At 55.1% G+C, this 24,217-nt stretch carries 22 protein-coding genes and 1 tRNA gene; 17 read left to right on the forward strand and 6 right to left on the reverse strand.

From position 1 onward, the window contains the following. Positions 1 to 11 precede the first annotated feature (11 nt). The 11 genes from DW133_RS07155 (at position 12) to DW133_RS07205 (ending at position 12,719) form a co-directional block, all read left to right on the forward strand. Positions 12 to 1,037: an L-threonylcarbamoyladenylate synthase gene (locus DW133_RS07155; protein WP_118275964.1), complete on the forward strand. Its 1,026-nt coding sequence runs from the start codon at positions 12 to 14 to the stop codon at positions 1,035 to 1,037. Positions 1,038 to 1,043: 6 nt separating this feature from the next. Next, positions 1,044 to 1,862, forward strand: coding sequence for a glutamate racemase (gene murI / locus DW133_RS07160; RefSeq protein WP_118275965.1), 819 nt, complete (start codon positions 1,044 to 1,046; stop codon positions 1,860 to 1,862). 308 nt (positions 1,863 to 2,170) lie between these two features. Next, positions 2,171 to 3,160, forward strand: coding sequence for a LysR family transcriptional regulator (locus DW133_RS07165; protein WP_118275966.1), 990 nt, complete (start codon positions 2,171 to 2,173; stop codon positions 3,158 to 3,160). 123 nt (positions 3,161 to 3,283) lie between these two features. Beyond that, complete coding sequence (locus DW133_RS07170; RefSeq protein ID WP_118275967.1) at positions 3,284 to 5,521, forward strand: molybdopterin-dependent oxidoreductase; 2,238 nt, start codon at positions 3,284 to 3,286, stop codon at positions 5,519 to 5,521. A gap of 13 nt (positions 5,522 to 5,534) precedes the next feature. Beyond that, positions 5,535 to 6,086, forward strand: a complete 552-nt coding sequence (locus tag DW133_RS07175; protein ID WP_118275968.1) for a 4Fe-4S dicluster domain-containing protein — start codon at positions 5,535 to 5,537, stop codon at positions 6,084 to 6,086. Further along, positions 6,086 to 6,760 (forward strand): molecular chaperone, encoded by a 675-nt coding sequence (locus DW133_RS07180; RefSeq protein ID WP_118275969.1) that lies wholly within the window; start codon positions 6,086 to 6,088, stop codon positions 6,758 to 6,760. Before DW133_RS07175 ends, DW133_RS07180 begins: the two co-directional genes overlap by 1 nt. Then, complete coding sequence (locus DW133_RS07185) at positions 6,757 to 7,716, forward strand: formate dehydrogenase subunit gamma (protein ID WP_118275970.1); 960 nt, start codon at positions 6,757 to 6,759, stop codon at positions 7,714 to 7,716. The genes DW133_RS07180 and DW133_RS07185 overlap by 4 nt, the downstream gene beginning before the upstream one ends. A gap of 91 nt (positions 7,717 to 7,807) precedes the next feature. Further along, the gene (locus tag DW133_RS07190; RefSeq protein ID WP_199588845.1) at positions 7,808 to 8,509 is read left to right on the forward strand and encodes a 4Fe-4S dicluster domain-containing protein; all 702 of its coding nucleotides are present in this window, start codon (positions 7,808 to 7,810) and stop codon (positions 8,507 to 8,509) included. Positions 8,510 to 8,520: 11 nt separating this feature from the next. After that, positions 8,521 to 11,454 (forward strand): molybdopterin dinucleotide binding domain-containing protein, encoded by a 2,934-nt coding sequence (locus DW133_RS07195; protein WP_158571147.1) that lies wholly within the window; start codon positions 8,521 to 8,523, stop codon positions 11,452 to 11,454. 279 nt (positions 11,455 to 11,733) lie between these two features. After that, positions 11,734 to 12,288 carry a nitroreductase family protein gene (locus DW133_RS07200; RefSeq protein ID WP_118275972.1) on the forward strand — a complete coding sequence of 185 codons (555 nt, stop codon included), beginning with the start codon at positions 11,734 to 11,736 and terminating at the stop codon, positions 12,286 to 12,288. Positions 12,289 to 12,512: 224 nt separating this feature from the next. After that, on the forward strand, positions 12,513 to 12,719 hold the full coding sequence (locus DW133_RS07205; protein WP_118275973.1) for a hypothetical protein: 207 nt from the start codon (positions 12,513 to 12,515) through the stop codon (positions 12,717 to 12,719). 20 nt (positions 12,720 to 12,739) lie between these two features. Here the strand turns inward: DW133_RS07205 and DW133_RS07210 are convergent, their stop codons facing one another. After that, complete coding sequence (locus DW133_RS07210) at positions 12,740 to 13,798, reverse strand: DUF72 domain-containing protein (protein WP_158571148.1); 1,059 nt, start codon at positions 13,796 to 13,798, stop codon at positions 12,740 to 12,742. Between the two features lie 103 nt (positions 13,799 to 13,901). Continuing rightward, positions 13,902 to 14,552 (reverse strand): hypothetical protein, encoded by a 651-nt coding sequence (locus DW133_RS07215; protein WP_118275975.1) that lies wholly within the window; start codon positions 14,550 to 14,552, stop codon positions 13,902 to 13,904. 304 nt (positions 14,553 to 14,856) lie between these two features. Between DW133_RS07215 and purB the strand changes: the two genes are divergently transcribed. The 3 genes from purB (at position 14,857) to gltX (ending at position 18,846) form a co-directional block, all read left to right on the forward strand. Continuing rightward, positions 14,857 to 16,227 carry an adenylosuccinate lyase gene (purB, locus tag DW133_RS07220; RefSeq protein ID WP_118275976.1) on the forward strand — a complete coding sequence of 457 codons (1,371 nt, stop codon included), beginning with the start codon at positions 14,857 to 14,859 and terminating at the stop codon, positions 16,225 to 16,227. A 203-nt stretch (positions 16,228 to 16,430) separates the two neighbouring features. Next, positions 16,431 to 17,207 carry a MetQ/NlpA family ABC transporter substrate-binding protein gene (locus DW133_RS07225; protein ID WP_118275977.1) on the forward strand — a complete coding sequence of 259 codons (777 nt, stop codon included), beginning with the start codon at positions 16,431 to 16,433 and terminating at the stop codon, positions 17,205 to 17,207. Positions 17,208 to 17,439: 232 nt separating this feature from the next. After that, complete coding sequence (gene gltX / locus DW133_RS07230) at positions 17,440 to 18,846, forward strand: glutamate--tRNA ligase (protein ID WP_118275978.1); 1,407 nt, start codon at positions 17,440 to 17,442, stop codon at positions 18,844 to 18,846. Positions 18,847 to 18,916: 70 nt separating this feature from the next. On the opposite strand, the gene DW133_RS07235 is transcribed toward gltX, so the two are convergent. Then, positions 18,917 to 19,573 (reverse strand): LysE family translocator, encoded by a 657-nt coding sequence (locus tag DW133_RS07235; RefSeq protein WP_118275979.1) that lies wholly within the window; start codon positions 19,571 to 19,573, stop codon positions 18,917 to 18,919. 104 nt (positions 19,574 to 19,677) lie between these two features. Continuing rightward, entirely contained in the window at positions 19,678 to 20,250 is a 573-nt protein-coding gene (locus tag DW133_RS07240; RefSeq protein WP_158571149.1) for an AAA family ATPase, read from the reverse strand. 142 nt (positions 20,251 to 20,392) lie between these two features. Here DW133_RS07240 and DW133_RS07245 point away from each other — a divergent pair, with 142 nt between their 5' ends. Together DW133_RS07245 and DW133_RS07250 are read left to right on the forward strand one after the other, a co-directional pair. Further along, complete coding sequence (locus DW133_RS07245) at positions 20,393 to 21,121, forward strand: AzlC family ABC transporter permease (RefSeq protein WP_118275980.1); 729 nt, start codon at positions 20,393 to 20,395, stop codon at positions 21,119 to 21,121. 9 nt (positions 21,122 to 21,130) lie between these two features. After that, positions 21,131 to 21,460 (forward strand): AzlD family protein, encoded by a 330-nt coding sequence (locus DW133_RS07250; protein WP_118275981.1) that lies wholly within the window; start codon positions 21,131 to 21,133, stop codon positions 21,458 to 21,460. A gap of 244 nt (positions 21,461 to 21,704) precedes the next feature. Here DW133_RS07250 and DW133_RS07255 read toward each other — a convergent pair. Both DW133_RS07255 and DW133_RS07260 read right to left on the reverse strand, forming a co-directional pair. After that, positions 21,705 to 21,781 (reverse strand) — tRNA-Arg (locus DW133_RS07255). An 86-nt stretch (positions 21,782 to 21,867) separates the two neighbouring features. After that, positions 21,868 to 22,758, reverse strand: coding sequence for a LysR family transcriptional regulator (locus DW133_RS07260; protein WP_118275982.1), 891 nt, complete (start codon positions 22,756 to 22,758; stop codon positions 21,868 to 21,870). A 136-nt stretch (positions 22,759 to 22,894) separates the two neighbouring features. Here DW133_RS07260 and DW133_RS07265 point away from each other — a divergent pair, with 136 nt between their 5' ends. Continuing rightward, a complete protein-coding gene (locus DW133_RS07265) occupies positions 22,895 to 24,010 on the forward strand; it encodes an aldo/keto reductase (protein WP_233542143.1) in 1,116 nt (371 codons plus the stop codon). Positions 24,011 to 24,217 lie beyond the last annotated feature (207 nt).

Genomic DNA, 24,217 nt, shown 5'->3' on the forward strand with positions numbered 1-24,217 from the left:
GAAGACGCGAAATGGCCACGGAAACAACGCTTTCGGACAAAACGCTGCAAGACATCGAAAAAGCGGCGCAGGTGCTTGCTGCGGGAGGTCTCGTTGCCGTCCCGACGGAAACCGTCTACGGACTGGCGGCAGACGCCGATAACCCGACGGCCGTGCGCAGCACCTTTACGGCCAAAGGCCGCCCTGCCGATCATCCTTTGATTGTGCACGTGACGGGCTTTGAAGCACTGTCGGCCTGGGTCTCGGAAATTCCCGAGTGCACCAAGACGCTCACGGATGCATTCTGGCCGGGGCCTCTTACGCTGGTCTTCAAAAAGAGCGATCGTGTCAACGACGCCGTCACTGGCGGTCAGGACACCGTGGCCATCCGCTGCCCTTCTCACCCGGTGATGCGTGCGCTTTTGAAGCGCTTTGCCGGCACCACACACAAGGCCGTGACGGCGCCTTCGGCCAACACGTTCGGCCGCATTTCTCCGACCAACGCCAAGCACGTGGCCGATGATCTGGGCGTTAAGCCCGCAGGCAAGCTCGACATGATCCTTGACGGCGGCGAATGCGAAGTCGGCGTGGAGTCGACCATTGTGAACCTCACCTCGGAAAGGCCCACCATTTTGCGTCACGGCGCCGTGACCGCCGCCATGCTCTCCGAAAAGCTCGGTTTTGAGGTACTCAATGCCGGAGAAAACGCACCGCGCGTCTCCGGGCGACTCAAGAGTCACTATGCGCCGCAGACAAAGCTGCAAATCGTACCCACGGAAGAACTGGAAGCGCACCTCGAAGATATTGCTCTCGAAGAAACCGCCTTTTTGATGTGCGGCCAAAGCGAACTTGCGCAGAAAGTGCAATCCAAGGCTCGCCGCTGCCTCGTGGCGCCCGGTGATGTCGCCGGTTACGCACACGTTCTCTATGCAGCCATGCACGATCTGGACGCATGCGGCGCTAAAAAAATCCTGGTGCAGGCTCCGCCCTCGGATCCCGCATGGGCTGCCGTCAATGACCGTCTCGGCCGCGCCGCAGCCGACAAGACCAAGCCGTAACCCGTCATGCCTGCGGCACGCGATCCGATCGGCGTTCTCGACTCCGGCTTGGGCGGGCTTTCCGTTCTGAAAGCGCTGCGTGAGGAACTGCCCAACGAGCAGTTCCTCTACTGCGCCGACTGTGCCCACACGCCTTGGGGCGACAAACCCGAAAGTTTCATCGTGGAGCGCACGCGTGCCATCGTGCATTTTCTTTTACGAAAGCAGGCCAAGGCAGTGGTGCTGGCGTGCAACACGGCAACGGCCGCAGCCGCCGACATTTTGCGCAAGGAGTTATCGATTCCGATCATCGGAATCGAACCGGCGGTCAAGCCTGCCGCCGCTCAAACCCGAACCGGCGTCATAGGCGTCATCGCCACCCGCAGAACCACGGAAAGCGCGCGCTATCTGTCACTCTTAAGGCGCTTTGCGGGCAACGTCAAAGTGGTGACCGTAGCCGCTCCCGGATTGATGGAGTGCGTGGAGCGCGGAGACTTCAACAGCGAAACCACGCGAGAACTTCTTCTCAAATACCTGACCCCCATCAAAGATGCAGGTGCGGACAAACTCGTGCTCGGCTGTACGCACTACCCGTTTCTTTCCGAAGCAATCTCGGAAATCATGGGGCCCGAAGTGGAACTGTTGGAACCGGGCAAACCCGTTGCACGTGTCGTACGCATGCGACTTCAAAAAGCCGGTCTGTTAAACCCGTCTTCCAGCGACATTTTCCGTTGCACCTACTTTGTTGCCGGTGCCGAAAAACACCTTCCAACACTTAAGCTTTTGGTTCCCAACCAGAAACGGGATGCGGCTTTTCGTCCAAACATCTTCGAACTTCCTGCCTGATCTCACTTCACCGCTCTCTCATTTCCCAAAAAGAGCGTAATTTTCCCCATTTCGCTATTACATTAAAAAATAGCGGTCGTCAGAGCCGATCTTTTACGCCTTTTCGATCTTCATCAGCCATAAAAAAGATCATTTGATGATCCTTTTCTTTCTCGCCTAACATATTGATTTCAAAGCTATTTCGTTTTTCAAAAAACGAAAATTTACCTCATTGCAATTTTGTTGACTTTGATTTTCATCAATATTTTCAGGGCGGGAGCATCCACCCTCACTGCTATATTCGACTTAACTCTTAATGGATAAACCTTATGTCCGTCGACCAACTCACCGTCCAGCAACTCAAGATTTTCTTGGCTGTATACAAGCACAAGAGCGCGAGCTTGGCCGCCGCGGAGCTCGGTGTTACGAACTCGACTGTCAGTCGGGCTCTGGCTGCCGCACGTTCAGTTTTTGACGACGTTTTATTTGTTCGCACGGCCAATGGTTTTGTGCCGACAAATAAGGCACACGAACTTGCCTCTCCGACGAGCGACATTGTTTCCATCCTGCGGAAAATCGACACGCGTTACACGCGCTTTTTACCGGCGACTTGCACGGGAAGTATCGAAATTCGCGCTTACGACGAATTCAATTACGCCGTACAGCGAGTCATTCAAACCCGCATTCAGCCGTTGGCTCCGCGCATGCATTTTCATGTAAGCGCGCTTACTTACGATTGCGTCAATGAGCTTTTGAACGGAACGGTTGACTACGCCGTCGTGTACGAAGGTTTTAACGACAACCGTCTGAATTTTGAATGTTTCTCGCAAACGGGAGACATCTTTTTGCTGTGCCGCAAAGGACATCCGCTTTTGTCAGGCGACTTCAGCGCCTCGGATTTGTCCTGCTATCCGCTTGTTGAAATCGACAATTACCGAGACAACAGCAGTCCTCTGCTGGTCGACATTTGCCATGAGGTCGGATCGAATATGTGCGTACGCGCCTATACGGAATCCGTTGCCTCGGCTTTTCAGTTGATTGCCTCATCCGATTCCGTTGCGGTCATCTGCAACCAATTCACGCTTCGTTTCGCCAACACCGTTACGGGCTTGGACTACATCAAACTTCCGACTCCGATCTTGACTCGCATCCGCAAACTGCGCAGCGCAGTCAAACCCATCGGCAACTATATCGCTTACGGCCACACCAACCAGTCGCCGGTGTTTCAGTGGGTTCTTCGGCAACTCGTCGACGGACTGGCTGAAGACTGGAAATTGGCCTTGCAAGCCAATTCAAAGGAGATACATCCCAAGTCATAAAACCATTGAATCCCCTCAGAAAGCAACAACAAAGGACCGTGATACCGCAACTTCCCCAAATGCGGCTCCACGGCACAAATACTCCGTAAATCAAGACGGAGATCATTTACCAGGAGAAAAACAATGCCGAGCATTTCCCGCCGTACACTGCTGCAAGGCACTGGCGCTATGGCCGTCGTCGGCAGCCTCTCGGGGCTTATCCCCGAAACTGCGCATGCGATGAACTCTCTGGGCGCCAAACCCGAACTGCTCAACAAGCGTGCTGGTACGGTCAAGTACCACAGTTGCTTGCGCAACTGTGCTGACCGCTGCTTGATGAAATTCCGCGTTCAAGACGGCCGCATGACTTACGTAAGCGGCGCTGAAAAGCAAGCCAAGACAGGAACTTGTCCCTGCGTAAAGGGGCTGACCTATGTTGAGTACACCTATGCCCCGGATCGCATTCTTCACCCGATGGAACGCATCGGCGAAAAGGGTTCGCACAAGTGGCGCCGCATCACTTGGGAAGAAGCATGGGCCAAACTCATTACCAAGACTAAGGAAGTCGTTGCCAAATATGGTCCTGAAGCCGTTCTGCCCTATTCCTACTCGGGCAACTACGGCGCCATCGGCATGCACGCTTCCGGCGAACGCTTCTTTAACCGCCTAGGCGCCAGCTATCTGGATCGCCTGGTGTGCACGGAAGCCGGTGTCTGGGGTTACGGTTCCGTTCAGGGTACGACTGACGGTCCCGATCCCGATGAAATCCCGAATTGCGACTGCTACATCAGCTGGGGCTTCAACGAAACCGTCTCCAACGTGCACGGCATCAAGCTTATCAATCAAATGCGTGACAAGGGCGGTGTTGTGCTTGCGGTCAACCCGAACCGCACGCCGATTTGCTCGCAAGCCGACGTCTACCTGCAGAACTACCCGGGTAGTGACGCTTGGGTTGCGACCGGTGTCATGAAGTATTTGATCGCCCACGACGAAACCATTGATCACGAATTCCTGGACAAGTGCTGTATCGGCGCCGACAAGGTTTTCGAAAAGGTCAACTCCGTCAAATGGGAAGACATTGAGCGCGTCACCGGCTGCAAACGCGCCGAAATCGAAAAGTTTGCCGCCCTCTACGGCAAGTCCAAGAACTGCATCATCCGCGGCGGCTATGGCATGCAGCGCAACTACAACGGCGCCCGCATGACTCGCGCCATCGCCATCATGCACGCTCTTCGCGGCATGTTTGACCGTCCCAATGCCGGCATTATTTATGACAATGTCCGCAGTATCACCGGCATGAACAACTTTGACGGTCGCGGCAACTACTTCCTGACCGGCAAGGAACAACATGTCAACATGACCGACCTGGATCAGGCATTGAAGGCTAAGAATCCGACAAGCCAGAACTTGATCGACAATCACACGACGCCACCGCAGCCGATCAAGCCGATTCATCTGTTCTTCTTCTACAACGGGAATCCGGTCGCCGTTTCGCCCAACGTCAATCAGGTCATCGAAAATCTCAAGCGCGACGATCTTTACGTCGTTGGCTTCGACATGATCATGACCGACAGCATGGAATACTGCGACTTGGTTCTTCCTGCCTCCACGCAGTTTGAAACGGACGACATCATCGGCGACTACCACGGCTGGTTCCTGCAGATTTGCGAAAAAGTCATCGAACCGGTCGGCGAATCCATGCCCAACTGGGACTTCTTTGCCGAATGGGGCCGCCGCATGGGCTTCAAGGACCAGGCCTTCAAGGATACGTCCTTTGACATCATGCGCCAGCTGCTCAATACCAAGGCACCTTGGTATCAGGGCATCACCCTCGAACGCCTGCAGAAGGAAAAGTGGATCAAGCTGCCTTATCCCTCCAGCGTTCCCGTACGCTCCGGCGGCAAGTGCGGCACCGAATCCGGCAAGATCGAGCTTTATTCCGAAATGATGAAGCGCGCCGGTTTCGATCCTGTCATCGATCTGGGCCTGTGCGAAGACGATATGCCCGAAGTTGAGAAGAAACTTCCGTTCCGTCTGCTCTCTCCCGGTATTCCGCAGCGTGTCAATTCCTCCTTCTACAACGTGAAGTACATCCGCGCATTTAACGCTTACGAATGCGAAATCAGTCCGGAAGATGCCCAGAAACTCGGCATCAAGATGGGCGATCGAGTTCGTTTGACCAACCAGCGCGGCGAAGCTTATTTCATCGCACGTGTGTCTACACGCGTCGGACCCGGCGTTGTTCGTACCGCCAAGTGCAATTGGCGCAGCACCAATCCTTACGGCAAGAACAACACCAATACGCTGACGACTTCGCGTCTGACCGATATGGGTGGATGCTCTGCATACCATTCCACCCGCGTGAACGTGGAAAAGGCCTGAGGGAGGATAGACCATGACAAATAAACTGCAAAAAGGCTTCATCTTCCGCCAGGAAAACTGCGTCGGTTGCGGCGGATGCACGGTAGCCTGCCAAATTCATAACGAATTGCCTGAAGACGTTCGCTTCCGCAAGGTTGATCTCTATGAGGTCAAGGACGCTGAGGGTCGAGTCCGCGACGTGTGGCTCTCGCACGCCTGCATGCATTGCACCAATCCGAGCTGCATGGCGGTTTGTCCGGCCAACTGCTTTACGAAACGTCCCGACGGCATCGTGGTGCTTGATCGCAACCGTTGCACGGGCTGCGGTCTCTGCAAGAGCGCTTGCCCCTATGACGCAATCGTCATCAGCAAGCTCGACGGCAAGGCTGCCAAGTGCAACCTCTGCGTTGAGCTGCTTGATGCGGGTCTGAACCCGGCTTGCGTCGACGGCTGCCCTGTGAAGTGTCTTGAAGCCGGCAATATCGCTCAGGTGCTCGCGAGCAAGAAATCTGCCTCGCGCTCCGGCATCGGCTACAAGAACGGCATCAATGAACCCAACATGATCATCATCAGGGAGCGTCGTTGATGACTGTCTCGCAGATCGATTCGTTTGTGTCGGCTCTGAAGCTGTTCAAAGAGCCCGTCTTTCATCCTGCCAAGGCCTCGGTCTATGAAGAGCTCGGAATCTGGGCTCAGAAATACGACCGCAAAGACCTTGCACTGGCGTGCGCTCAGGCCGCGAGCGACACCGACGAAGCCGAAGCGGAATTCAATCGTATGTGCATTGGTCCTTATCGACTGACCGTGCCGCCCTACGAAAGCGTCTGGCGTACCGGAAGACGTGTGCTGAACAATCGTTTCAGCGCCGCCGTTCAGTACTCCTATGAAGAAATCGGACTCGCTGTCGGCGACATGAACGAGCCCGTTGACTTCTTCGGCTATGAACTGGAGTTCTGTTACGCCACGCATGCTTTTGCGTCAGCCTACGAAAAAGAAGGCAAAACGCAGGAAGCCGAACTGCTCAGAGAAGCGGCATCTCGCTTCTGGGCTGAACATCTCGGCCACTGGGCCGGGAAGTTCCTCGAAGCCATGCAGCAGGATGCCAGACATCCGTTCTGGCGCGCTTGGGCACAGGCGCTTTCCGAACTGCTCACGGTTCAGCACAAGGACATTGCACTTAGCAACACCATGTCAGGGGAAGAGACGACTGCTGTCGTTCAACCTCCCCGTTCCCTTCACGGGACAAAGGATTCGATATGAAAAAATTGGCTTTCCTTTCCGGCATGACCCTCACAACGGCGGCCGCCGCTGCCGAAGAGACCGCCGTGCACCAGCCCGAGTTTTGGATGCAAGTCCAGGAGCATGTTGTCAACAACGACATTCCTCAATTGTTGGGCTACGCCAGCAACCCGGCTTACACCAAGACCTATCTGCCCGAAGGCGTTAGCGAAGGTTACCTTTCCTTCGTTCAATCGGCTGCAACGATCGGCAACGTCATTTTCATGAGCGTTGTTCTCGTCGCCATTCTCTTCACGATTTTCGTGATCTTCAATGGCCGGGCAAAGCTTGAAAACGGCTTTTCCGGAAAACTGATCAACCGCTGGTCTCCGCTTGATGTGGCTCTGCACTGGCTTGCCGCCATTCCCTGCCTGATCCTGATTCTTTCGGGATTGGTCATCGGTGCCGGCCGCTTCTGGCTCGAGCCTCTGATGAGCCCGACGCACTTTGCCTCCTTTGTGGATGCAAGCGTGATGTTCCATAACTTCTTCGCCTTCCCCTTCATCGTCGGCGCCGTGATCATCATGATCAAATGGGCTGCTCGTCAGTTCCCTGAAAGCTGCGACGCCAAATGGTTTGCCTGCCTCGGTGGGTACATCAACTTCGGCGGTAAAGCCAAGCATCCGGATGCTGGTTTTGCCAACGCCGGTGAGAAGGCTTATTTCTGGACCGTCTTCATCTTCGGCCTGGCCTTGATTGTCACAGGCCTGATGATGCTCTATCCGGATCTTTTCGGCGGAGTGGATAAGAACGGCGCATTGCTGGCTCTGATCATCCACATCATCAGTGCTGTCGTGCTCGGCGCCTTCACCGTGATCCATATCTTCATGGGCGCTGTGATGAGCGAAGGCGGCATGCAGAACATGATCAACGGCAAGTGCGATGAAAACTGGGCCAAGCAGAACCACAACCTGTGGTACGCCAAGGTCTCCAAGTAACTTGTCTGTCTCTACCTCCTAAATTCAGCCGAACTCTGCCCGAACGATTCTCGTTCGGACGGAGCTCGGCTCCTACGTACACAGAAAAACTATGCTGATCAATCGACGCTCACTGCTAGAGATGATGGCGGCAGGAACGGCTTTTACCCTGATTCCCAGCGCGCAGCTCTTGGCCAAAACCCCCGGCAAGCGCTATGCCATGGTCTTTGACGTTCGACGCTGCACCGGCTGCCTTTCATGCACCGTAAGCTGCGCCATGGAAAACAAGACGCCTGTCGGCCGCAGCCGAACCGACGTCAGTCAAGTCACGGTCACAGGAAAGTCCTTCGGCAGCGCTGTCTTGCCGATGCCGCACCAATGCAACCATTGCGACAACCCGCCCTGCGTAGCCGTGTGTCCCGCCAAAGCCACGTACAAACGTCCCGAAGACGGAATCGTCGTCATTGACTACAACAAGTGCATCCACTGTCAGGCTTGCACCAAAGCCTGCCCGTACGGAGCACGTAAGGCTGATCCCGAATTTAAGACAGCTCCTGAAAAATGCAATTTCTGCATCCACCGATTACAGGAAGGGCTGTTGCCGGCTTGCGTGGAAACTTGCATCGGCAAGGCTCGCGTATTCGGCGACCTGAATGACGAAAACAGCGAAATTTATCGCCTGGTTAAAGAAAACAAGGTCTACGCTCTGTTGTCCGACCTTGGCACCAAACCCAACATCTTCTATATCGGTCTGCCTGATGACATCGATGATAAAGCCATGCTTCAGACCAAACCGATTCAATGGCAGCGTTAAGAGGATTTCACATGAGTCAAGACATCAAAAAACCAGTCTTCGGTAACGCCGCAGCTCCCGAATTCGTCCGTGTCAACGGCAAGTTGCAGGTGCGTGACGGCATCCGCGTCGGCTTTACCCGATGCTTTACCTGCAACAATATGTGCGGTCTTCGCTATCGTGTGGATGAAAAAACAAATACGGTCACGAGAGTGGCCGGCAACCCGTACTGCGAGGTAGTCTCCGGCGGCAAACCTTTGCCTCTGAACACTCCGGTTGAAAAAGCGTTTGAAATTCTCACCGGCGATGCAGGCCTGGAACATCGCGCAACGGTTTGCGGCAAAGGTTCATCGGGCCCCGACAGCATCACTGATCCGCGACGAGTCACTCAAGTGCTCAAGCGCGCCGGCAAGCGCGGTGAAAACAAGTGGAAGACCATTTCCTACGAACAGGCAGTAAAGGAAATTGTCGAAGGCGGCAATCTGTTTGGCGAAGGTCATGTCGACGGTCTGAGAAAAATCCGCGACCTAAAAACGCCCGCTCGCAAAGGCTACCCTGAATTCGGCACGGCCGCCAATCAGCTTTTTGCGACGTTTAACGAAGAAGACACCATGCGCGGCGGCTTTTATCGTCGCTTCATCACGCAGGCCTTCGGCTCCGTCAATCTTTGCACCAAACATGCCTACTGCGGCGCTGCAGTCGGCGTCGGCTATTCGCTCGGCTTGGCCCCCGAAGTGGCGGCCGGTATGTGCGATGTCGATTGGAACAATTTCGAATACGCCATTTTCATGGGCACTTCGCCGGGCTCTTCCGGAGCAAGTATCAACCGTCTTGGTCGCGCTGTCGCCGATGCACGAGTCGATCGCAAGGTGAAATACGTTTGCGTTGACCCCATTTTGCGCGGCAATGTTGTGAACAATACCGAAGCACGCTGGCAGCCGATTCTTCCCGGCAGCGATACTGCATTCCTTTACGGTTTGGTACGCACGATTTTTGAAGAAAAGCTCTATCTGGAGTCTTTCCTGCGTAACCCCAACGAAGCTTGCGCCAAGAAAAACGGCGAAATCAACTGGACCAATGCAACGCTGTTGATTGACATTAAGACGCAAACGCCGGCTCTGGCCAAAGATTTCGGCTTGGGTAAGGATGCCCAAGGCGTCGTCGCTGTCGACGGTAAGTTGGTCAATGCCGAAACAGCCGGTCCGGCCGACCTTTTTGTGGACGGTTCCTTCAAAAAGACCGACGGCTCCAGCGTTCGTCTCGTATCAAGCCTTGAACTTCTGCGTAAAGAGGCCCTTCGCTATTCCATGAAGGAGTACTCTCAGCGATGCGGCGCATCGGTTGAACGTATGCAGGAAATTGCACGGGAGTTCTGCTCGCACAACCGCCGAGTTGTCGCCGTCTCCAATGCCGGCAACAACGGTGCTGATGCCATCATGAGCGCCTGGTTGCTTTGCATCCTTAATTCGCTCGCGGGCAGTCATGACGTCAAGGGCGGCGCCCTATACGGCAACGGCGCCTTCATGGGCTTTGAAGGAAACTACAACCTTGGTGAGGTTGCCGGGGCTGCTGAACAAACAGCCACCATGAATGTCTGCTTCAATGCTCCCTACGAAGATTCGACCGAATACAAAGAAAAGGTCAAAGCAGGCAAGAACCCCTACCCCGCCAGCCATGTGTATCACCCGATGAACCCGGGTTACGTGGCGGGCAATGCTGCGGAGATGTTTGTAGCTTTGGCCAACAAGGATCCGTATCCTGCCAAGGCTCTCATCAATTGGCGCAGTAATGTGCTCTACAGCGCATCAAGCATTAACTCCAAAGTCATTGATGCAGTTAAAGATCCCAAGTCTTTGCCGCTGTTTGTCGCAATTGACGCTTTCATCAATGAGACGAATTGCTACGCCGACTACATCATCCCTGATCGTGTCATGTACGAGGAATACGCTTGCGACCGTACGTGGGGCAACTTTAATGTCTGCGTCGTGGCAGGAGTTCCGGTCGTTGAGCCGCGAACCGTTGTCAATAAGAAAGGACGCCATGTCTGCATGGAAGAGTTCCTCTTTGACTGCGCAGCAGCCATGAAGCTTCCGGGCTTCGGCAAGGGAGCTATCGCTAAAAAAGATGGCGGCAAAGCGGATTTGCTTACCTATGACGACTGGTATGCACGCTATTTGAGCAACGTCGCCGAACAGTGCGCAAACCTGCCCAAGGTGACGGCCTCCGACCGTAAATTTGCCGGTCTGGATCGCGCAATGAAGATGGTTTCTCCGCGTCTGACCAAAGCTGAGGCCGCCAAGGTCGAAGCCTTGCTGTCTCGCGGCGGTTACTATGACGAACCCGAGCGCTACAACGGCAACTTCATGTTCAACGGCGGCGGCAAGTATCTGCAATTCTTCAATCCTGCCATGCCTGCCATTCGTCACTGCTACTCCGGCAAGCCTTATCCGGGCGTGCCCGTGCTTGACGAACCCCGCTTCTTTAACGGTGACAGCTGGAGCAAGCATTGGAGTAAAAAAGACTTCCCGTTGCTCATGAGCAGCTTTAAGCCCATTTTGCGCAGCAACTACTCCGTTGCCTTTGCTCACTGCACGGAAATCTCTCCCGAGAACTTCGTGCAAGTACACTCCGCCACCGCTAAGAAGCTTGGCCTGAAGAAGGGCGACAAAGTTCGCATCGTAAGCCCCAACGGCACACCGGCTCAGGGCATTCTCTACTGCGACGAAGGTGTCGCACCGGGTGCAGTCTGTATTGCTCATGCATACGGACACTGGGCTTACGGCGCGGAAGACCGCATCGTTGACGGCAAGAAACTACCTGGCATCAAAGCTCGCGCCGGAGGTGTAGCAGTCAACCACTTGGTGCCGTATGACCCAACGCGTCCGGGCAAGGTTTCTGCACTTAACGACTACTGGGCAGCCGGCAACTGCCGTACCGGTATTCCTGTGCGCCTGGAAAAAATTTAAGTCTCCTCTGATATAAGGGTCCGCAACTGTCATTTCTCAACAGTTGCCTTCAAAGCCGCATTCTTCATTGGATGCGGCTTTTTTTAGTATGTTCGGCATGAGCACGTTCCAATGCAGCTTCACGGATAAACGCTAAACCACGAAAACAACCGACCTACTCCCCGCTAGATTCGAATCCGCGGAGAGAATTCTTTGCAAAACCGAACAACCCTCCCCCGGTGTGCCTTGTTGCCGGTCGTTGGTTCTAGAATCCAAAGGACAACTTTTAGAGGACCGGACATGGCCAACGAACTTTTAAATGCTCTTCTCCCCCGCCGCAGTCTCAAGCCCAAGTATCTGACGCTGCCGTTTCCGACGAAAGATCAGATCGAGACCGCTGCCCGCGCCGCCCTGCGCGCCCCGGTGCATGGCGACGATTTTCCCTGCCGCTTCGTCGTCATCCCTGACATCAAGCGCGACAAACTAGCCGAACTCTTTCGCGGCGCAGCCGCCATGCAGGGCTCCGATGAAGAAAAACAGGAACGCGCCGCCAGCAAAGCCTTCAAGGGGCCTTTGCTTGTCGCCTTCGTGGTGAACCTGTCTGCCAACGGCAACGCTACGGAATCCCTGATTTCTGCCGGTGCCGCATTGGAGCAGTTCCTGTTGGCACTCAAGGTTCAAGGGTTCGGCGCCATCACACTTTCGGGATCCATCCTTGAAAGCCCGATTCTTCAAGCGGCTTTCTGTAAAGATGGATCCGAGAAACTCGTTGCCTGGATCACAATCGGTACTCCCGCCGAAGGGGTGACCTTTGAGCCCGAGGCAAGAAACGCCCCAATTAGTGTCTGGTCCTAATTCAGTCAGTCCTTCGAGAAACGAACTCTGTGAGCAAAGAATCCTGATAAATCCGAAAGTTGACTTTGGATAAAATCGGAAGTCCACTTTGTTTTTTATTCAACGTCGGCAACGCTGAATTTCGCCTCCGATCGCGTCAAAATCAGCCAAAATCTCCCGTAAAATCAACCTGGTATCCTCTTTGAGAAGCCGATACCTCCTGTGTTTCAAACAAGGGATAACGTATGGAAAAGAGACGCACATTACTGGCAGCAGCCATTGCCTTATCGGCATTGGTTTTGACAGGCTGTCCGCATCATCATCGTCGTCCCGGTCCGCCTCCCGGCGGCCCCGGCGCCGGCGGTCCCGGCGGTGGACCAGCTGGTGGTCCCGGAGGCCCTGGGCCTGGCGGCGGAGGTCCGGGCGGTCCCGGCGGCGGTCCTCGTCGTTAACACTTTGAAGCGAAGTACGGTTACTCCGGCTTCCCTTTTTGCCAGGTACCGGTCAAACTCTCGGCAATGGCGCGCATGGTAAGCGGCGCGCAGCCCTCGGCTTTGTTATTGGCCACAACGAAAGCTCGCACACCGGACGCTTTGGCAAGCTTTAAAAGCCAAACGATGCCCTCTCGCGCCACGATGTCTTCCTGTTGAATCCTGTTAAAGGGCGCCCAATCGCGCTTAAGTCCCGAGTAGGTGCCTCCGGCAGCGAGCGACCAACGAATAACGATGTCTCCGGCAGCCTGCCAAGGGCCGACTTCAACGCCCGGAGCATCAAAAAGCCTCAGCATATCGGTTTGACGCATGATGCTCGGCATCGAAGGATGAAGCGACAAAACGGGGCGCACGCCGGTGCTTGCCATTTCCTTTACCCAGCGCGGCGTAAGCAACACACGCGTGCGCATTTCGACGGCAAACGTCACGGATTGCGTCGGCATCCTCGACTTAATCTGGGAAAAGAAGTCCGCCATCGTGGCGATGGCTGCGTATTGCGCAGGACGCTCAATCAGGGCGTGCCGCGGAATGTTGGGCATCTCAAAAACGAGTACGCCGGCTTTGTTTCCAAGTCCTTCCACGGCGGGCAGCACAAATTCCTCGAGCGCCCGATCGGCGTTAAGGTAATCGGGATTGGCGTGCATGGGCCTGCCCGTGTGATCACGCAGCACACTGTCGCAGACGATCTGAGGCGCTTTGACAAGAAAGCGAAAGTCGTCTGGCACCTGATCGGCAAAACCGGCATAAACATTTTTCTGCAAAGGCCGATAGAAGGCTCTGTCAATGCCGACCGTTCGAAAAATCGGATACTTGGAGTATGCGGGCAACCCCTGTTGAGAAAGCTGTGACAAGCCGGAGGCATGCGACCAAACGATGCCTCTCCACCCGGGGAAATTCCAGCTCGACGTTCCCAGATAGATGTTGCGCGGCAGCTTCTGCGCCGTACGCACAAGATCCCGATCGGCCGGCTCGGCAACAACGGGGCCGGACATCGGGGGCGTATCGTCAAAAAGGCTCACGTTCTCGAACCTTCTTGTCACGTGGCTTGCTCCTAAAAATGAAAAACCCGCACCCAGCTTGCTGCATTGACTGCAGTCAGAGGTGCGGGCCTGAATCCTCATGTAAAGGATTCTAACTTAAGGCTTACCAGCGGCAACCGGGGCCATAACCATACTGGCCGTAGCCATGGCGGGGACCATGCCAACCCCAGCCGTCTCCGCAACGCGGGCCATTGTTGTAGACACAACCGGGACCGCCGGCGCAACCCGGGCCGTAACCGGGACCGTAGCCCCAGTCACCGCGATGACCGCGATAGTGGTGGCGCGGACCGTTCATGCCGGCGCGGGGTCCCATGCCACGGCCGTAACCCGGACCCACTCCGTAGCGGGGCTCATACTCGTCCATCATGGCCTGCTGTTCGGGCGTGAGGCTCTTGTCGAGCAGTTCACGGGCCGAAGCGATCTGCTCGAGCATGTCAGCACGAACTTTCATGTGTTCGGCGCGGAAACGCATGGCTTCTTCACGATTGGCCGGGCGCTTGCCGTCGCGGGCTTCGTGCCAGGCAAAGTGCTTGCCGGCGATGTCCTGACGGCTGGCGACGTACTTGTCGAACGCCTGCTTGGCGGGACCGGTAAGATTCATGGCCTGTGCGAGTTCGGCGTAATCGGCGCGCATCTGCTCAACGCAAGGGGCATTTGTCGTGGTCGGAGCGGCATTCGAAGCGGCGAAAGCCATTCCGGCAAAACCGGCGATTGTTGCAAAGGCAACTGCTGCAAGGGGAGTCTTCACTTTCATAATCAACCTCTAACGTGTCTTATTCGGTTAAGGCACCTGCTTTCTGGAAGTGCTGTTTCCGTAAAGCAGCTGTTTTTTCCTGTGTCATCCGGCGAGCTTTTTGTTTTCTCGCTCGGCTGTTTTCTTAAGGTGAACTTTACGCCGAGCTCTCGCAAAGAAACGTAAAGACAAGGCAAATCCCGGTAAAGGTTCTGTTTGTCGAAAGCTCGAAAAGACAGGCCTCGGACGCGGTAAAATAATGGGATTGATCAGAAACTCCGGGCGCTTATTCTTTTTGCGCCTCTTTTCTTTTATTTAAGCACCTATGCAGACACTTTCCTCTCTTACCGCCCTGAGTCCTCTTGACGGTCGTTATGCCCGTCAATGTGAAGTCCTGCGCGGCATTTTCTCCGAATCGGCTTTCATGAACGCCCGCGTGCGCGTTGAAGTCGAATGGCTGATCGCTTTGTCGGAAGCCGGTTTTGAAGAACTCGCTCCGATCAGCGCACACGGTCAGGCATTCCTGCGCGGCTTGGCCGACAACTTCACGGAAAGCGACTGCGAAGAAATCAAGACGATCGAAGCCCGCACCAACCACGACGTCAAGGCCGTGGAATACTGGATCAAGGAAAAGGTCGCTCACGACGAAGAACTTGCCAAGGCCTCCGAATTCGTGCACTTCGCTTGCACGAGCGAAGACATCAACAACACGAGCCATGCGCTGATGCTCACCGCTGGCCGCAAGGCTCTCGTGGAACGCCTCACCGCCATCCGCGATCACATCCGTGAATTTGCGCACCGCTGGGCCGCCGTTCCGATGCTTTCGCGCACGCACGGCCAGACTGCCAGTCCGACGACGGTCGGCAAGGAAATGGCCAACGTCGCCGTGCGTCTGACCCGCATCATCGAAGCGATCGAAACCGTCAAGTTCTACGCCAAGATGAACGGCGCCGTGGGTAACTTCAACGCCCATCTCATCGCCTACCCCGACTACGACTGGGAAGCTCACAGCAAGCGCGTGATCGAAGAACGCCTGGGCGTGACCTTCAACACGCACACCATCCAGATCGAACCGCACGACTACATGGCCGAACTCTTCCACGAGATCGAACGCGCCAACACGGTTCTCATCGACTTCGACCGCGACGTCTGGGGCTACATCTCCATGGGCTTCTTCAAGCAGAAGCTCAAGGAAGGCGAAGTCGGCAGCTCCACGATGCCGCACAAGGTCAATCCGATCGACTTTGAAAACTCCGAAGGCAATCTCGGCATCGCCAACGCTCTTCTGAATCATCTCGCCGGCAAGCTGCCGATCAGCCGCTGGCAGCGCGACCTTACCGACTCCACGGTGCTGCGCAATCTGGGTGTGGCCTTCGGCTACTGCTTTGTAGCCTACGCCGCTCTGGAACGTGGTCTGGGCAAGCTCGAACTCAACGAGCAGGTTGTTGCCGACGACATCAACCGCGCCTGGGAAGTGCTCGCCGAAGCCGTCCAGACCGTGATGCGCCGCTACGGTGTTCCGAAGCCCTACGAAAAGCTCAAGGCTCTGACCCGCGGCAAGGGCCATATGGATGCTCAGACCATGCGTGAATTCATCACCACGCTGGAAATCCCGGCCGAAGCCAAGGAACGTCTGATGGAACTGACGCCTGCGACCTACGTCGGCAAGGCCGAAGAACTCGCCAAGCGCTGCTGATAAGCGTTTGATTCCATTCTGAACGAACGACTCACCGACGCTGCTTCCGAGTGGAAACAGCGTCGGTTTTGTTTGCGCTCAAGGTAATACCGCAAGAAAACACCGAAAACAGCACAAATTGCTTCTCTGCCGTATCAAAGTCACTCCGATGCTCGGTTATAGTTGGAAAACCGAAAATAAGAACATTTCTGGGAGCATTTGACGTGAAAAAGCAGATTCTGACCGCGGCCTTGTTGTCGCTTCTCTCCGCGGGGCTCACCGCGGCCGAACTCACTGTGGCCGCCACCCCCGTTCCGCACGGCGATATTCTCCGTTTGGTCGCGCCGGACCTCAAAGCACAAGGGTACGACCTAAAGGTCGTCGAATTCTCCGACTTCGTGAGCCCCAACATCGCCCTTGACGCCAAAGAAGTCACTGCTAACTACTACCAGCACAAACCCTTTCTAGACGACGCCGTCAAGAGTCGAGGCCTTAAGATCGCCTCCGTTGCACCGATTCACATTCTGCCGATGGCCGCATACTCCAAACGCGTCAAGTCGCTAAACGACCTGCCCAAGGGCGCGCGCATCTCCATTCCCAACGATCCTGCCAACGGCGGCCGCGCGTTGTTGCTGCTGCAGTCAGCGGGCGTCATCAAACTTAAGGACGGAGCCGGCGCCACCGCAACACCCTTGGACATCGCCGACAATCCCAAGCGTCTGCGCTTTACCGAAGTAGAAGCCGCACAGGTACCACGCACTCTCGACGATGTTGACGTCGCGATCGTCAACTCCAACTATGCCCTGGGTGTCGGCTTGAATCCGATCAAGGACTCCATCTACCTTGAAAACAAGGACAGCCCCTACGCCGTCGTTGTCGCCTGCCGCTTGGGCGACGAACAGAACCCGGCCGTGCAGGCTCTCGTGAAGGCGCTCACGAGCCCCAAGGTCAAGGAATACATGATCAACACCTACAAGGGCGGCGTGGTTCCGGTCTTCTGATCGAAACCTCACCTACTCTTGAATAAGCCGTCCTCGTTTGGGCGGCTTTTTGTTGTGCCTTCTTGATTGCATCCATGTGTCGAGCACACGCGCTTTAACGAACAGGCCTTTAGCGACTCGGCTAAAATGCGGTGTCTCTGACGCAAACGCACCGAAAAAACATCGGGGCGTCGTTTCGTCTGATTTGTGTCGATTGCGCCTTCGCGCACAGACTTTTTCCTCTCAAAGAACAATGAAAGAAATTCGCACTCGCATCGCACCGTCCCCGACGGGCATGATGCACTTGGGCACCGCCCGTACCGCCATCTACTGCTGGGCCGTTGCACGTCACTTCGGCGGCAAGTTCCTGCTTCGTATCGAAGACACCGATCAGAAGCGCTCCACAGCAGAAGCCACGCAAGTCATTCTCGACTCGATGAAGTGGCTCAACCTCGATTACGATGAAGGTCCGATCTATCAGATGGATCGCCTGGAACGTTACCGTGAAGTCGTCGATGAAATGCTCGCCAAGGGTTTGGCATATAAGTGCTACGCCACGCCCGAAGAGCTCGACGCCATGCGTGAAGCCCAGCGCGCTGCCGGTATCAAGCCGCGTTACGACGGCCGCTGGCGCCCTGAGAACTGCGTGGGCAAGCCCATTCCCGAAGGCGTCAAGCCCGTCATTCGCTTCCGCAATCCCGACGACGGTGAAGTGACCTGGGACGATGCCGTTTACGGCCGCATCACCATCGCCAACAAAGAGCTCGACGACCTCATCATCATGCGCGACGGCATTCCCACTTACAACTTTGCCGTTGTGATCGACGATTGGGACATGAAGGTGAGCCATGTGATCCGCGGTGCCGACCACATCAACAACACGCCTCGCCAGATCAACCTCTACAAAGCTCTGGGCGCTGAAGTACCGGTGTTTGCGCACCTGCCGCTCATCAACGGTCCCGACGGCCAGAAGCTCTCCAAGCGCCACGGCTCGGTGTCCGTCATGGAATACGAAGCCCGAGGCTTCCTGCCCGAAGCCGTATTCAACTACCTGGCTCGCCTCGGCTGGGGCCACGGCAACATGGAAAAGTTCACGCGCGAAGAACTCGCCGAAGTGTTCGAGCTACGCGGCGTCTCCAAGGCTGCCGCTCGTATTGACTTCAAGAAGTTCGAATGGCTCAACGCTCAGTACATGAAGGAAGCCGACGATCAGCGTTTGGCCGGACTCGTCAAAGCCCGCATTGAAAAGCGTGGCGGCGTCGTTGACGGCGGCCCCGATCTGGCTGGCGTCTGCGCCCTTCTTAAGACCCGTGCCGCAACGCTCGAAGCGCTTGCCGATCAGGCTCTCTTCTTCTACAAGCCCGCAGAGCCCACCGAAGAAGCCCTCCAGGCCGCTTTGACCGAAGAAAACCGCAAGGCGCTTGCCGCTTTTGTGGAAGGCATCAAAGCTCTTGAAAACTTCAAGGCTCCCGAAATCTATGGCGTCATCAAGAGCGTCATGGAAGCCCAGGGCATCAAGATGGGCCCGGTTGCCACTCCGCTTCGCGTGCTCGTTTGCGGTGCCGACAAAGTTCCGCAGATCGACAAGACGCTGGAGCTCTTCGGCAAGCAGACCGTGCTTGCCCGCATTGAAGAAGGTCTGAAAAAGGCCGGCTTCTAATTCGAGCCTTCCAAGAGCTCAAAGGCGCTGCTCCATTGTCGGAGGCGGCGCCTTTTTCGTTTCTGTTTCGTCACGCCGCTTGAAGCATGGTAAATAGCGACCAGAAAACGCCGATGGCCAAGAGCCAAAACAACACGGCACTCACCTTGTTGACCCAGAACAAAAACTTCTTGTTTTGCAGATGGTGTGAAGCAATGGCCGCCACAAAGCCGTAGCCAAGATGAACGGTGAGGCCCACGGCCGCGAAGATGCTGATCAGCGTCGTCATGCGGGAGACGTAGTCGTGCTGCGGCGTGATGAACTGCGGCAGCAGCGAGAGCAGGAACACGATCAGCATGGGATTTGTGGTCTGCAACAGCATCGCACCGACGTATGCCGAGCGCAGATTGTGCGAGCGTACCTTGTCTTCCACCGCGGGATTGTTTCCGGCCGCAGTCAGATTAATGGGCTTAGCCTTCCAGTTCTTCCATCCGAACCAGACCAGCATCAGCGCGCCAACGGCCTGAAGTCCGTAAAACAGCGCAGGCGTTGCCTGAATAACGGCACCCAACCCGGTAGCCGAAACAATTGACATCGCGATGATGCCTGTGCAGTTACCCAACGGTGCCGCCCAAGCTCCGCTTTTTCCCAGTCTAAACGAGGAAGTAACGGTGTAGAGCACGCCGGCGCCCGGCGTCACACAGGCAACGAAGGCCACGAAGGCAAAGAACCAAAGATCGCTGCTCATGGATTTTGAGAACCAAGTTGGCGACGAAAGACATGCTCTTCACTATACGCCGCGCCGAAGATTCTTTGCTCTTTTGCGCTTTGACGCCGGACAAACGCCGTTGATTATGCGGCCAGCGCCTTGAGAATTTCCGCGGGGAAGTCCTGCTGTCGCCCAATCTTTCGCTCCCACACGTCCGGGGAATCGATTTCTAGCAGCGTCCAGCCGTTATTTATGGCATCGCTTCGAATCGAGGCATGGTCGGACAACAAATCGATCAGTGCCGGAGGATCCTGATGCACACGACGTTCGGATGCGCTTGCCTTCTGACAGATAAGTTCGTAGTGGTTGCGGATGTATTTTTCAGAAAAGACGATGGCGAAGGCTGCAGCGCGGCTCTTTCCCAATCCGTGCGCAAACCTCCCTGCCTCGACAACCGGCAAAGACACTCCTTCGATGATCAACGACTGACCGTTTTCATCGGCGACACGTGCCATCTCGCGCACAATGGGCCAGAGGCGCTCGGCAATCGCCTCGTCGTCCTCGGGTGTGAGACCGGAAAAATCAGTGTTACCGGACTTGATCAGGCCCATTTTGAGCAGATCCAGGGACACTACGCTCGCACCCGTGAGCCTGGCCAGATGTTTGGCAAACGTTGTTTTACCCGCATGCGAGGCTCCTTGAAGGAAAAGAATCATCTGAAAAAAAAGGAAGAAACGACTGAACGGAGCGATTGGTCCTGCATTATCCGACCTTTCGATCAACTTTTGTCCGTCTCGAAGCGCCATTTTTCCCAGGCACGGTTTATCCTTTACGAGTCTTCTTTTCTCGTCAAGCCGTATGTCCGGAACCGCCATACATGATGCTCTTCGCGGCGTTAAAGCCGCCCTGCCGTTTTGGTTGGGCTTCTTTCCGTTGGGCTTCATTCTGGGAGCTCAGGCTTGCCATAAAGGCATGAGCGTTCCAACTGCAGCAGCCATGTCCTTCTTCAACTACGCAGGCGGCAGCGAATTTGCCGCCGTCGCTCTTTGGACAGCGACTCCCCCGCTGCTTTTGATTGCCTTTACGACTTGGCTTATCAACAGCCGCCACATTGTGATGGGCATGGCACTGTCGCTCTACACCAGAAAACTTTCCACCGGCAAAAGTCTCTTTGCTTTCTTCCTCATGTGCGACGAAGTGTGGGCCGTAAGCATGCAAGAAATCTCAAGGAGAAAAGCCGCGGGCGTTCCGGAAGACGAATGTTTCTGCTACGCCTTTCATGTCGGCACGGGACTTGGCTTCTGGTTGCCATGGACATGCTCGACCGCACTGGGTGCCTTTATGGGCGGCACGCTGGGCGACCTCAACCAATGGGGCCTTTCGATGGCCTTTCCCGCTACCTTCATCACGCTCATCGTACTGATGTGGCCGGGATTCAAAAATGCGCTTCCTTTGACGGCAAGCGGTATCATTTCGGCCGTCTGCAGTTTCTGGCTGGCATCGCACTGGTGCGTCCTTTTGGGAACGCTGACGGGACTCGTGCTTGCAGCCTTGCTGCCTCAACATTCAGAAAACCAAGCCGGCTAAGGAATTCTTATGGAAACACCGATTGCCGATATTTGGTCTCTGCCTAATGTTCGTGAGGCACTCACGATTTTTGCCATGTTCTGCGCCACCTATTCCACGCGCCTGATCGGATGGCTTCTGCTTCGAAACAGAACAATTTCACCAGCGTTTCGCCGTGCTTTGGAAGCTGCTCCGGGTTGCGTGATGGCCGCTATCGTAGCTCCGCAGTTCATGACCACCAATCCAATCACGATCACGGGGCTTTGCACCGCCGTGGCTGTCGCCGTATGGTCACGCAATATGGCCGCAACCGTGATTGTTTCGATGCTGGTGTATGCCGGATTGAATAACTGGCTCTGAGGCTGAAAAAACGAGTTTTGGAGACGTTACCTCGTTTTCTATTCTGGAACTGTCGTTACCGAGTTTTTTTCCTCAGTTTTCGTTCAGATTTGGAGTGATCTTGGAAAACAATCGGAGTTCAAAAAGCAGAGACTTCGGATTTACTGAAGTTTCCCTCGAAAAGAATTTTCCAATAAAATCAAATACTTACAAAAGTCTCAGATAAAAAGAAAGGTCCGCAGACTGCAGACCTCAACCTTTTTGATGGTGCGCCAGGCAGGATTCGAACCCACGACCCCCTGGTTCGTAGCCAGGTACTCTATCCAACTGAGCTACTGGCGCACATCTGATTTTTCTTTTGTCTCCGTCGCATTGCGCGGCGAAGAATGCGTATTTTACGGAAGAAAAATAAAAATGCAAGTCTTTTTCTAAGATTTTCTTGTCACCTTGTCCGCATCCGCGTCGACGGCAGCATTCAGAGCCTTCAAAAAGAGCTGTGTAAGCGGACTCTTGATCGCCAGCGGCGGCCACGCCACCGCCACTTCCGTAGTCAGAATCGGCTGCAGCGGTAGGAACATCACATCATCGTCTTCCGGAAGAATTCCACCGATGCAAAGCACATGCGCGCCGCTTCTTACCAACAAAGAAGCGTTATAGAGCAGGTTATAGGTTCCTCGGATTCTCAGCGAACCTTCCTCCATTCGGCCAGCCCAAAGATTCTGAAGCGCCTTTTGCCGCGGCACATAAAGTTCGACTCCAGACAATTCTTTCGTTTGCACGCTCTCATGACCAGCAAAGATCCCGTCTCGGCGTGTCATGAGTCCCCAACGGTTTTGCTCAGGCAGCACAAAGAAATCCAGACCGTTCAGATCAGCCGGCAAATTGAAAACACCGAAATCAGCCGTTCCCATTTTGAGACTCAAGGCCGCATCCACCGCATTAGAACTTTGCAGCTGCACGCGTACACCCGGGTATTGCTCGGTGAATTGAGCTACGACATCGGCCACCAACTGCATCACCGGTGTTTCTGCTGCGGCGATTGTGAGTTCGCCCGCAAGCTCCTGTGTCTTCATTACTTCATCCCGAGCACGTTGCACCATCTCGAGAATTTTCTCGGCGCGACGAAAAAGCATCGCTCCTTTTTCCGTCAACGCAATGCGGCGAGTCGATCGATCAAACAAAACTTCTCCAAGTTCGTCTTCAAGGTCGGCAATCTGTCGCGACAACGCGGGCTGCGTCACGTACAGAGCAGCGGCCGCGGCGGTAAAGCTGCGGCGCCGCGCCACTTCCACGAAGTAACGGAGCTGCTTGATATCCATCGTTTGACTTCTCGGAATATTTATTCCTGAATTTTATAAATTTCGATGAAAATAAACCATTGGAATCGTTGGATTTTCTGCCCTACCATGGCACTAACCGAGGCTGTATCGGCACTCGTTTGAAGGAAACACTGTCATGTTGATGAATGGTTTTGAGAAGTCTCGTCGAGATTTTTTATCGTGTACCGCCGCTGTTGCCATGATGGCGGCCTCCCCGTTTGCCGGAGCGGAGCCTGCTGCCGGCCAACCGACAACACTGATCACGCAGCGCCGTACATTGGGTCGAGCCTCACCGCTGGAAGTTTCCGCGGTCGGTCTGGGTTGCCTCCCGATGGTCGGTTACTACGGCGGCAAGTTTGAAAAGAAGGACATGGTTGCGCTTATTCGCCGCGCCTTCGACGAAGGCTGCACGTTCTTCGATACGGCTGAGGTTTATGGTCCGTATACGAGCGAGACATGGGTCGGCGAAGCACTTCAGCCCGTGCGCGACAAAGTGGTCATTGCCACTAAATTTGGCTTCGGTGTTGAAGAAGGAAAGCCGACGGCTCTCAACAGCGAACCCAAGCATCTGCGTCGAGCCGTGGAAGGATCGTTAAAGCGCCTGCGTACCGACCATATTGACCTTCTCTACCAACACCGCGTCGACCCGAAGATTCCGATGGAAGATGTTGCGGGAACCGTGGGCGAGCTAATCAAGGAAGGCAAGGTTCTGCATTGGGGCTTGTCGGAAGCTTCCGCTCGTAGCATTCGCCATGCTCATGCAGTCACGCCACTTACGGCCATTCAATCGGAATACGCTATTTGGTGGCGCGAACCGGAAACCAAGATCTTCCCGACGCTTGCTGAACTTGGCATTGGTTTTGTCCCCTACTGCCCGCTGTGCCGCGCCTTCCCTCTCGGACAAATTAACGAAAACTCCACTTTCCCCAAGAACGATCGACGCGCCACATTGCCGATGTTCACGCCCGAAGCGCTCAAGGCCAATATGCCATTCGTACACTTGGTAGCGAAATGGTCAAAGCAGAGCGGTTGCACGCCGGCTGAGTTTGTTCTCGGTTGGGTGCTCTCTCGCGGCAAGCACATTGCTCCGATTCCGGGCACCACCAACCCGAAACACCTTGATGAAGATCTGCGAGCGGCCTCTCTGTCGCTTTCTGCTGATGAATGGAAGAAGTTCGACGAAGAATTCGGTCAAATTAAGCTGGTTGGTCACCGTGCTGATCCGTTCACCGAGAGTCAGATCGACAAATAACCTTGGAATCGGAAGAAAAATCGCACAGTCGAAACTTGTTTGATCAAAACTGTTTTGGCTGTGCATCTTTTTTCCCAGCCTATGTCGTGCCTGTTTTTACAGTAGAGGCCGTAAAGCCCCTGATCAGCCAGGGGATATAAGGCCGATCGTGCATCGCACGATAAAAAATCGGGCAATGCTGGCGCGTATACAAAATTTCAGGCATGA

It is taken from the genome of Sutterella sp. AM11-39, assembly GCF_003472385.1.
Lineage (GTDB): Bacteria > Pseudomonadota > Gammaproteobacteria > Burkholderiales > Burkholderiaceae_F > Duodenibacillus > Duodenibacillus intestinigallinarum.

Excerpts from the sequence above, each read along its gene's own strand:
- DW133_RS07155 (WP_118275964.1), top strand. The coding sequence starts at position 12 with ATGGCCACGGAAACAACGCTTTCGGACAAAACGCTGCAAGACATCGAA.
- murI (WP_118275965.1), top strand. The coding sequence starts at position 1,044 with ATGCCTGCGGCACGCGATCCGATCGGCGTTCTCGACTCCGGCTTGGGC.
- DW133_RS07165 (WP_118275966.1), top strand. The coding sequence starts at position 2,171 with ATGTCCGTCGACCAACTCACCGTCCAGCAACTCAAGATTTTCTTGGCT.
- DW133_RS07170 (WP_118275967.1), top strand. The coding sequence starts at position 3,284 with ATGCCGAGCATTTCCCGCCGTACACTGCTGCAAGGCACTGGCGCTATG.
- DW133_RS07175 (WP_118275968.1), top strand. The coding sequence starts at position 5,535 with ATGACAAATAAACTGCAAAAAGGCTTCATCTTCCGCCAGGAAAACTGC.
- DW133_RS07180 (WP_118275969.1), top strand. The coding sequence starts at position 6,086 with ATGACTGTCTCGCAGATCGATTCGTTTGTGTCGGCTCTGAAGCTGTTC.
- DW133_RS07185 (WP_118275970.1), top strand. The coding sequence starts at position 6,757 with ATGAAAAAATTGGCTTTCCTTTCCGGCATGACCCTCACAACGGCGGCC.
- DW133_RS07190 (WP_199588845.1), top strand. The coding sequence starts at position 7,808 with ATGCTGATCAATCGACGCTCACTGCTAGAGATGATGGCGGCAGGAACG.
- DW133_RS07195 (WP_158571147.1), top strand. The coding sequence starts at position 8,521 with ATGAGTCAAGACATCAAAAAACCAGTCTTCGGTAACGCCGCAGCTCCC.
- DW133_RS07200 (WP_118275972.1), top strand. The coding sequence starts at position 11,734 with ATGGCCAACGAACTTTTAAATGCTCTTCTCCCCCGCCGCAGTCTCAAG.
- DW133_RS07205 (WP_118275973.1), top strand. The coding sequence starts at position 12,513 with ATGGAAAAGAGACGCACATTACTGGCAGCAGCCATTGCCTTATCGGCA.
- DW133_RS07215 (WP_118275975.1), bottom strand. The coding sequence starts at position 14,552 with ATGAAAGTGAAGACTCCCCTTGCAGCAGTTGCCTTTGCAACAATCGCC.
- purB (WP_118275976.1), top strand. The coding sequence starts at position 14,857 with ATGCAGACACTTTCCTCTCTTACCGCCCTGAGTCCTCTTGACGGTCGT.
- gltX (WP_118275978.1), top strand. The coding sequence starts at position 17,440 with ATGAAAGAAATTCGCACTCGCATCGCACCGTCCCCGACGGGCATGATG.
- DW133_RS07235 (WP_118275979.1), bottom strand. The coding sequence starts at position 19,573 with ATGAGCAGCGATCTTTGGTTCTTTGCCTTCGTGGCCTTCGTTGCCTGT.
- DW133_RS07240 (WP_158571149.1), bottom strand. The coding sequence starts at position 20,250 with ATGATTCTTTTCCTTCAAGGAGCCTCGCATGCGGGTAAAACAACGTTT.
- DW133_RS07245 (WP_118275980.1), top strand. The coding sequence starts at position 20,393 with ATGTCCGGAACCGCCATACATGATGCTCTTCGCGGCGTTAAAGCCGCC.
- DW133_RS07250 (WP_118275981.1), top strand. The coding sequence starts at position 21,131 with ATGGAAACACCGATTGCCGATATTTGGTCTCTGCCTAATGTTCGTGAG.
- DW133_RS07260 (WP_118275982.1), bottom strand. The coding sequence starts at position 22,758 with ATGGATATCAAGCAGCTCCGTTACTTCGTGGAAGTGGCGCGGCGCCGC.
- DW133_RS07265 (WP_233542143.1), top strand. The coding sequence starts at position 22,895 with ATGTTGATGAATGGTTTTGAGAAGTCTCGTCGAGATTTTTTATCGTGT.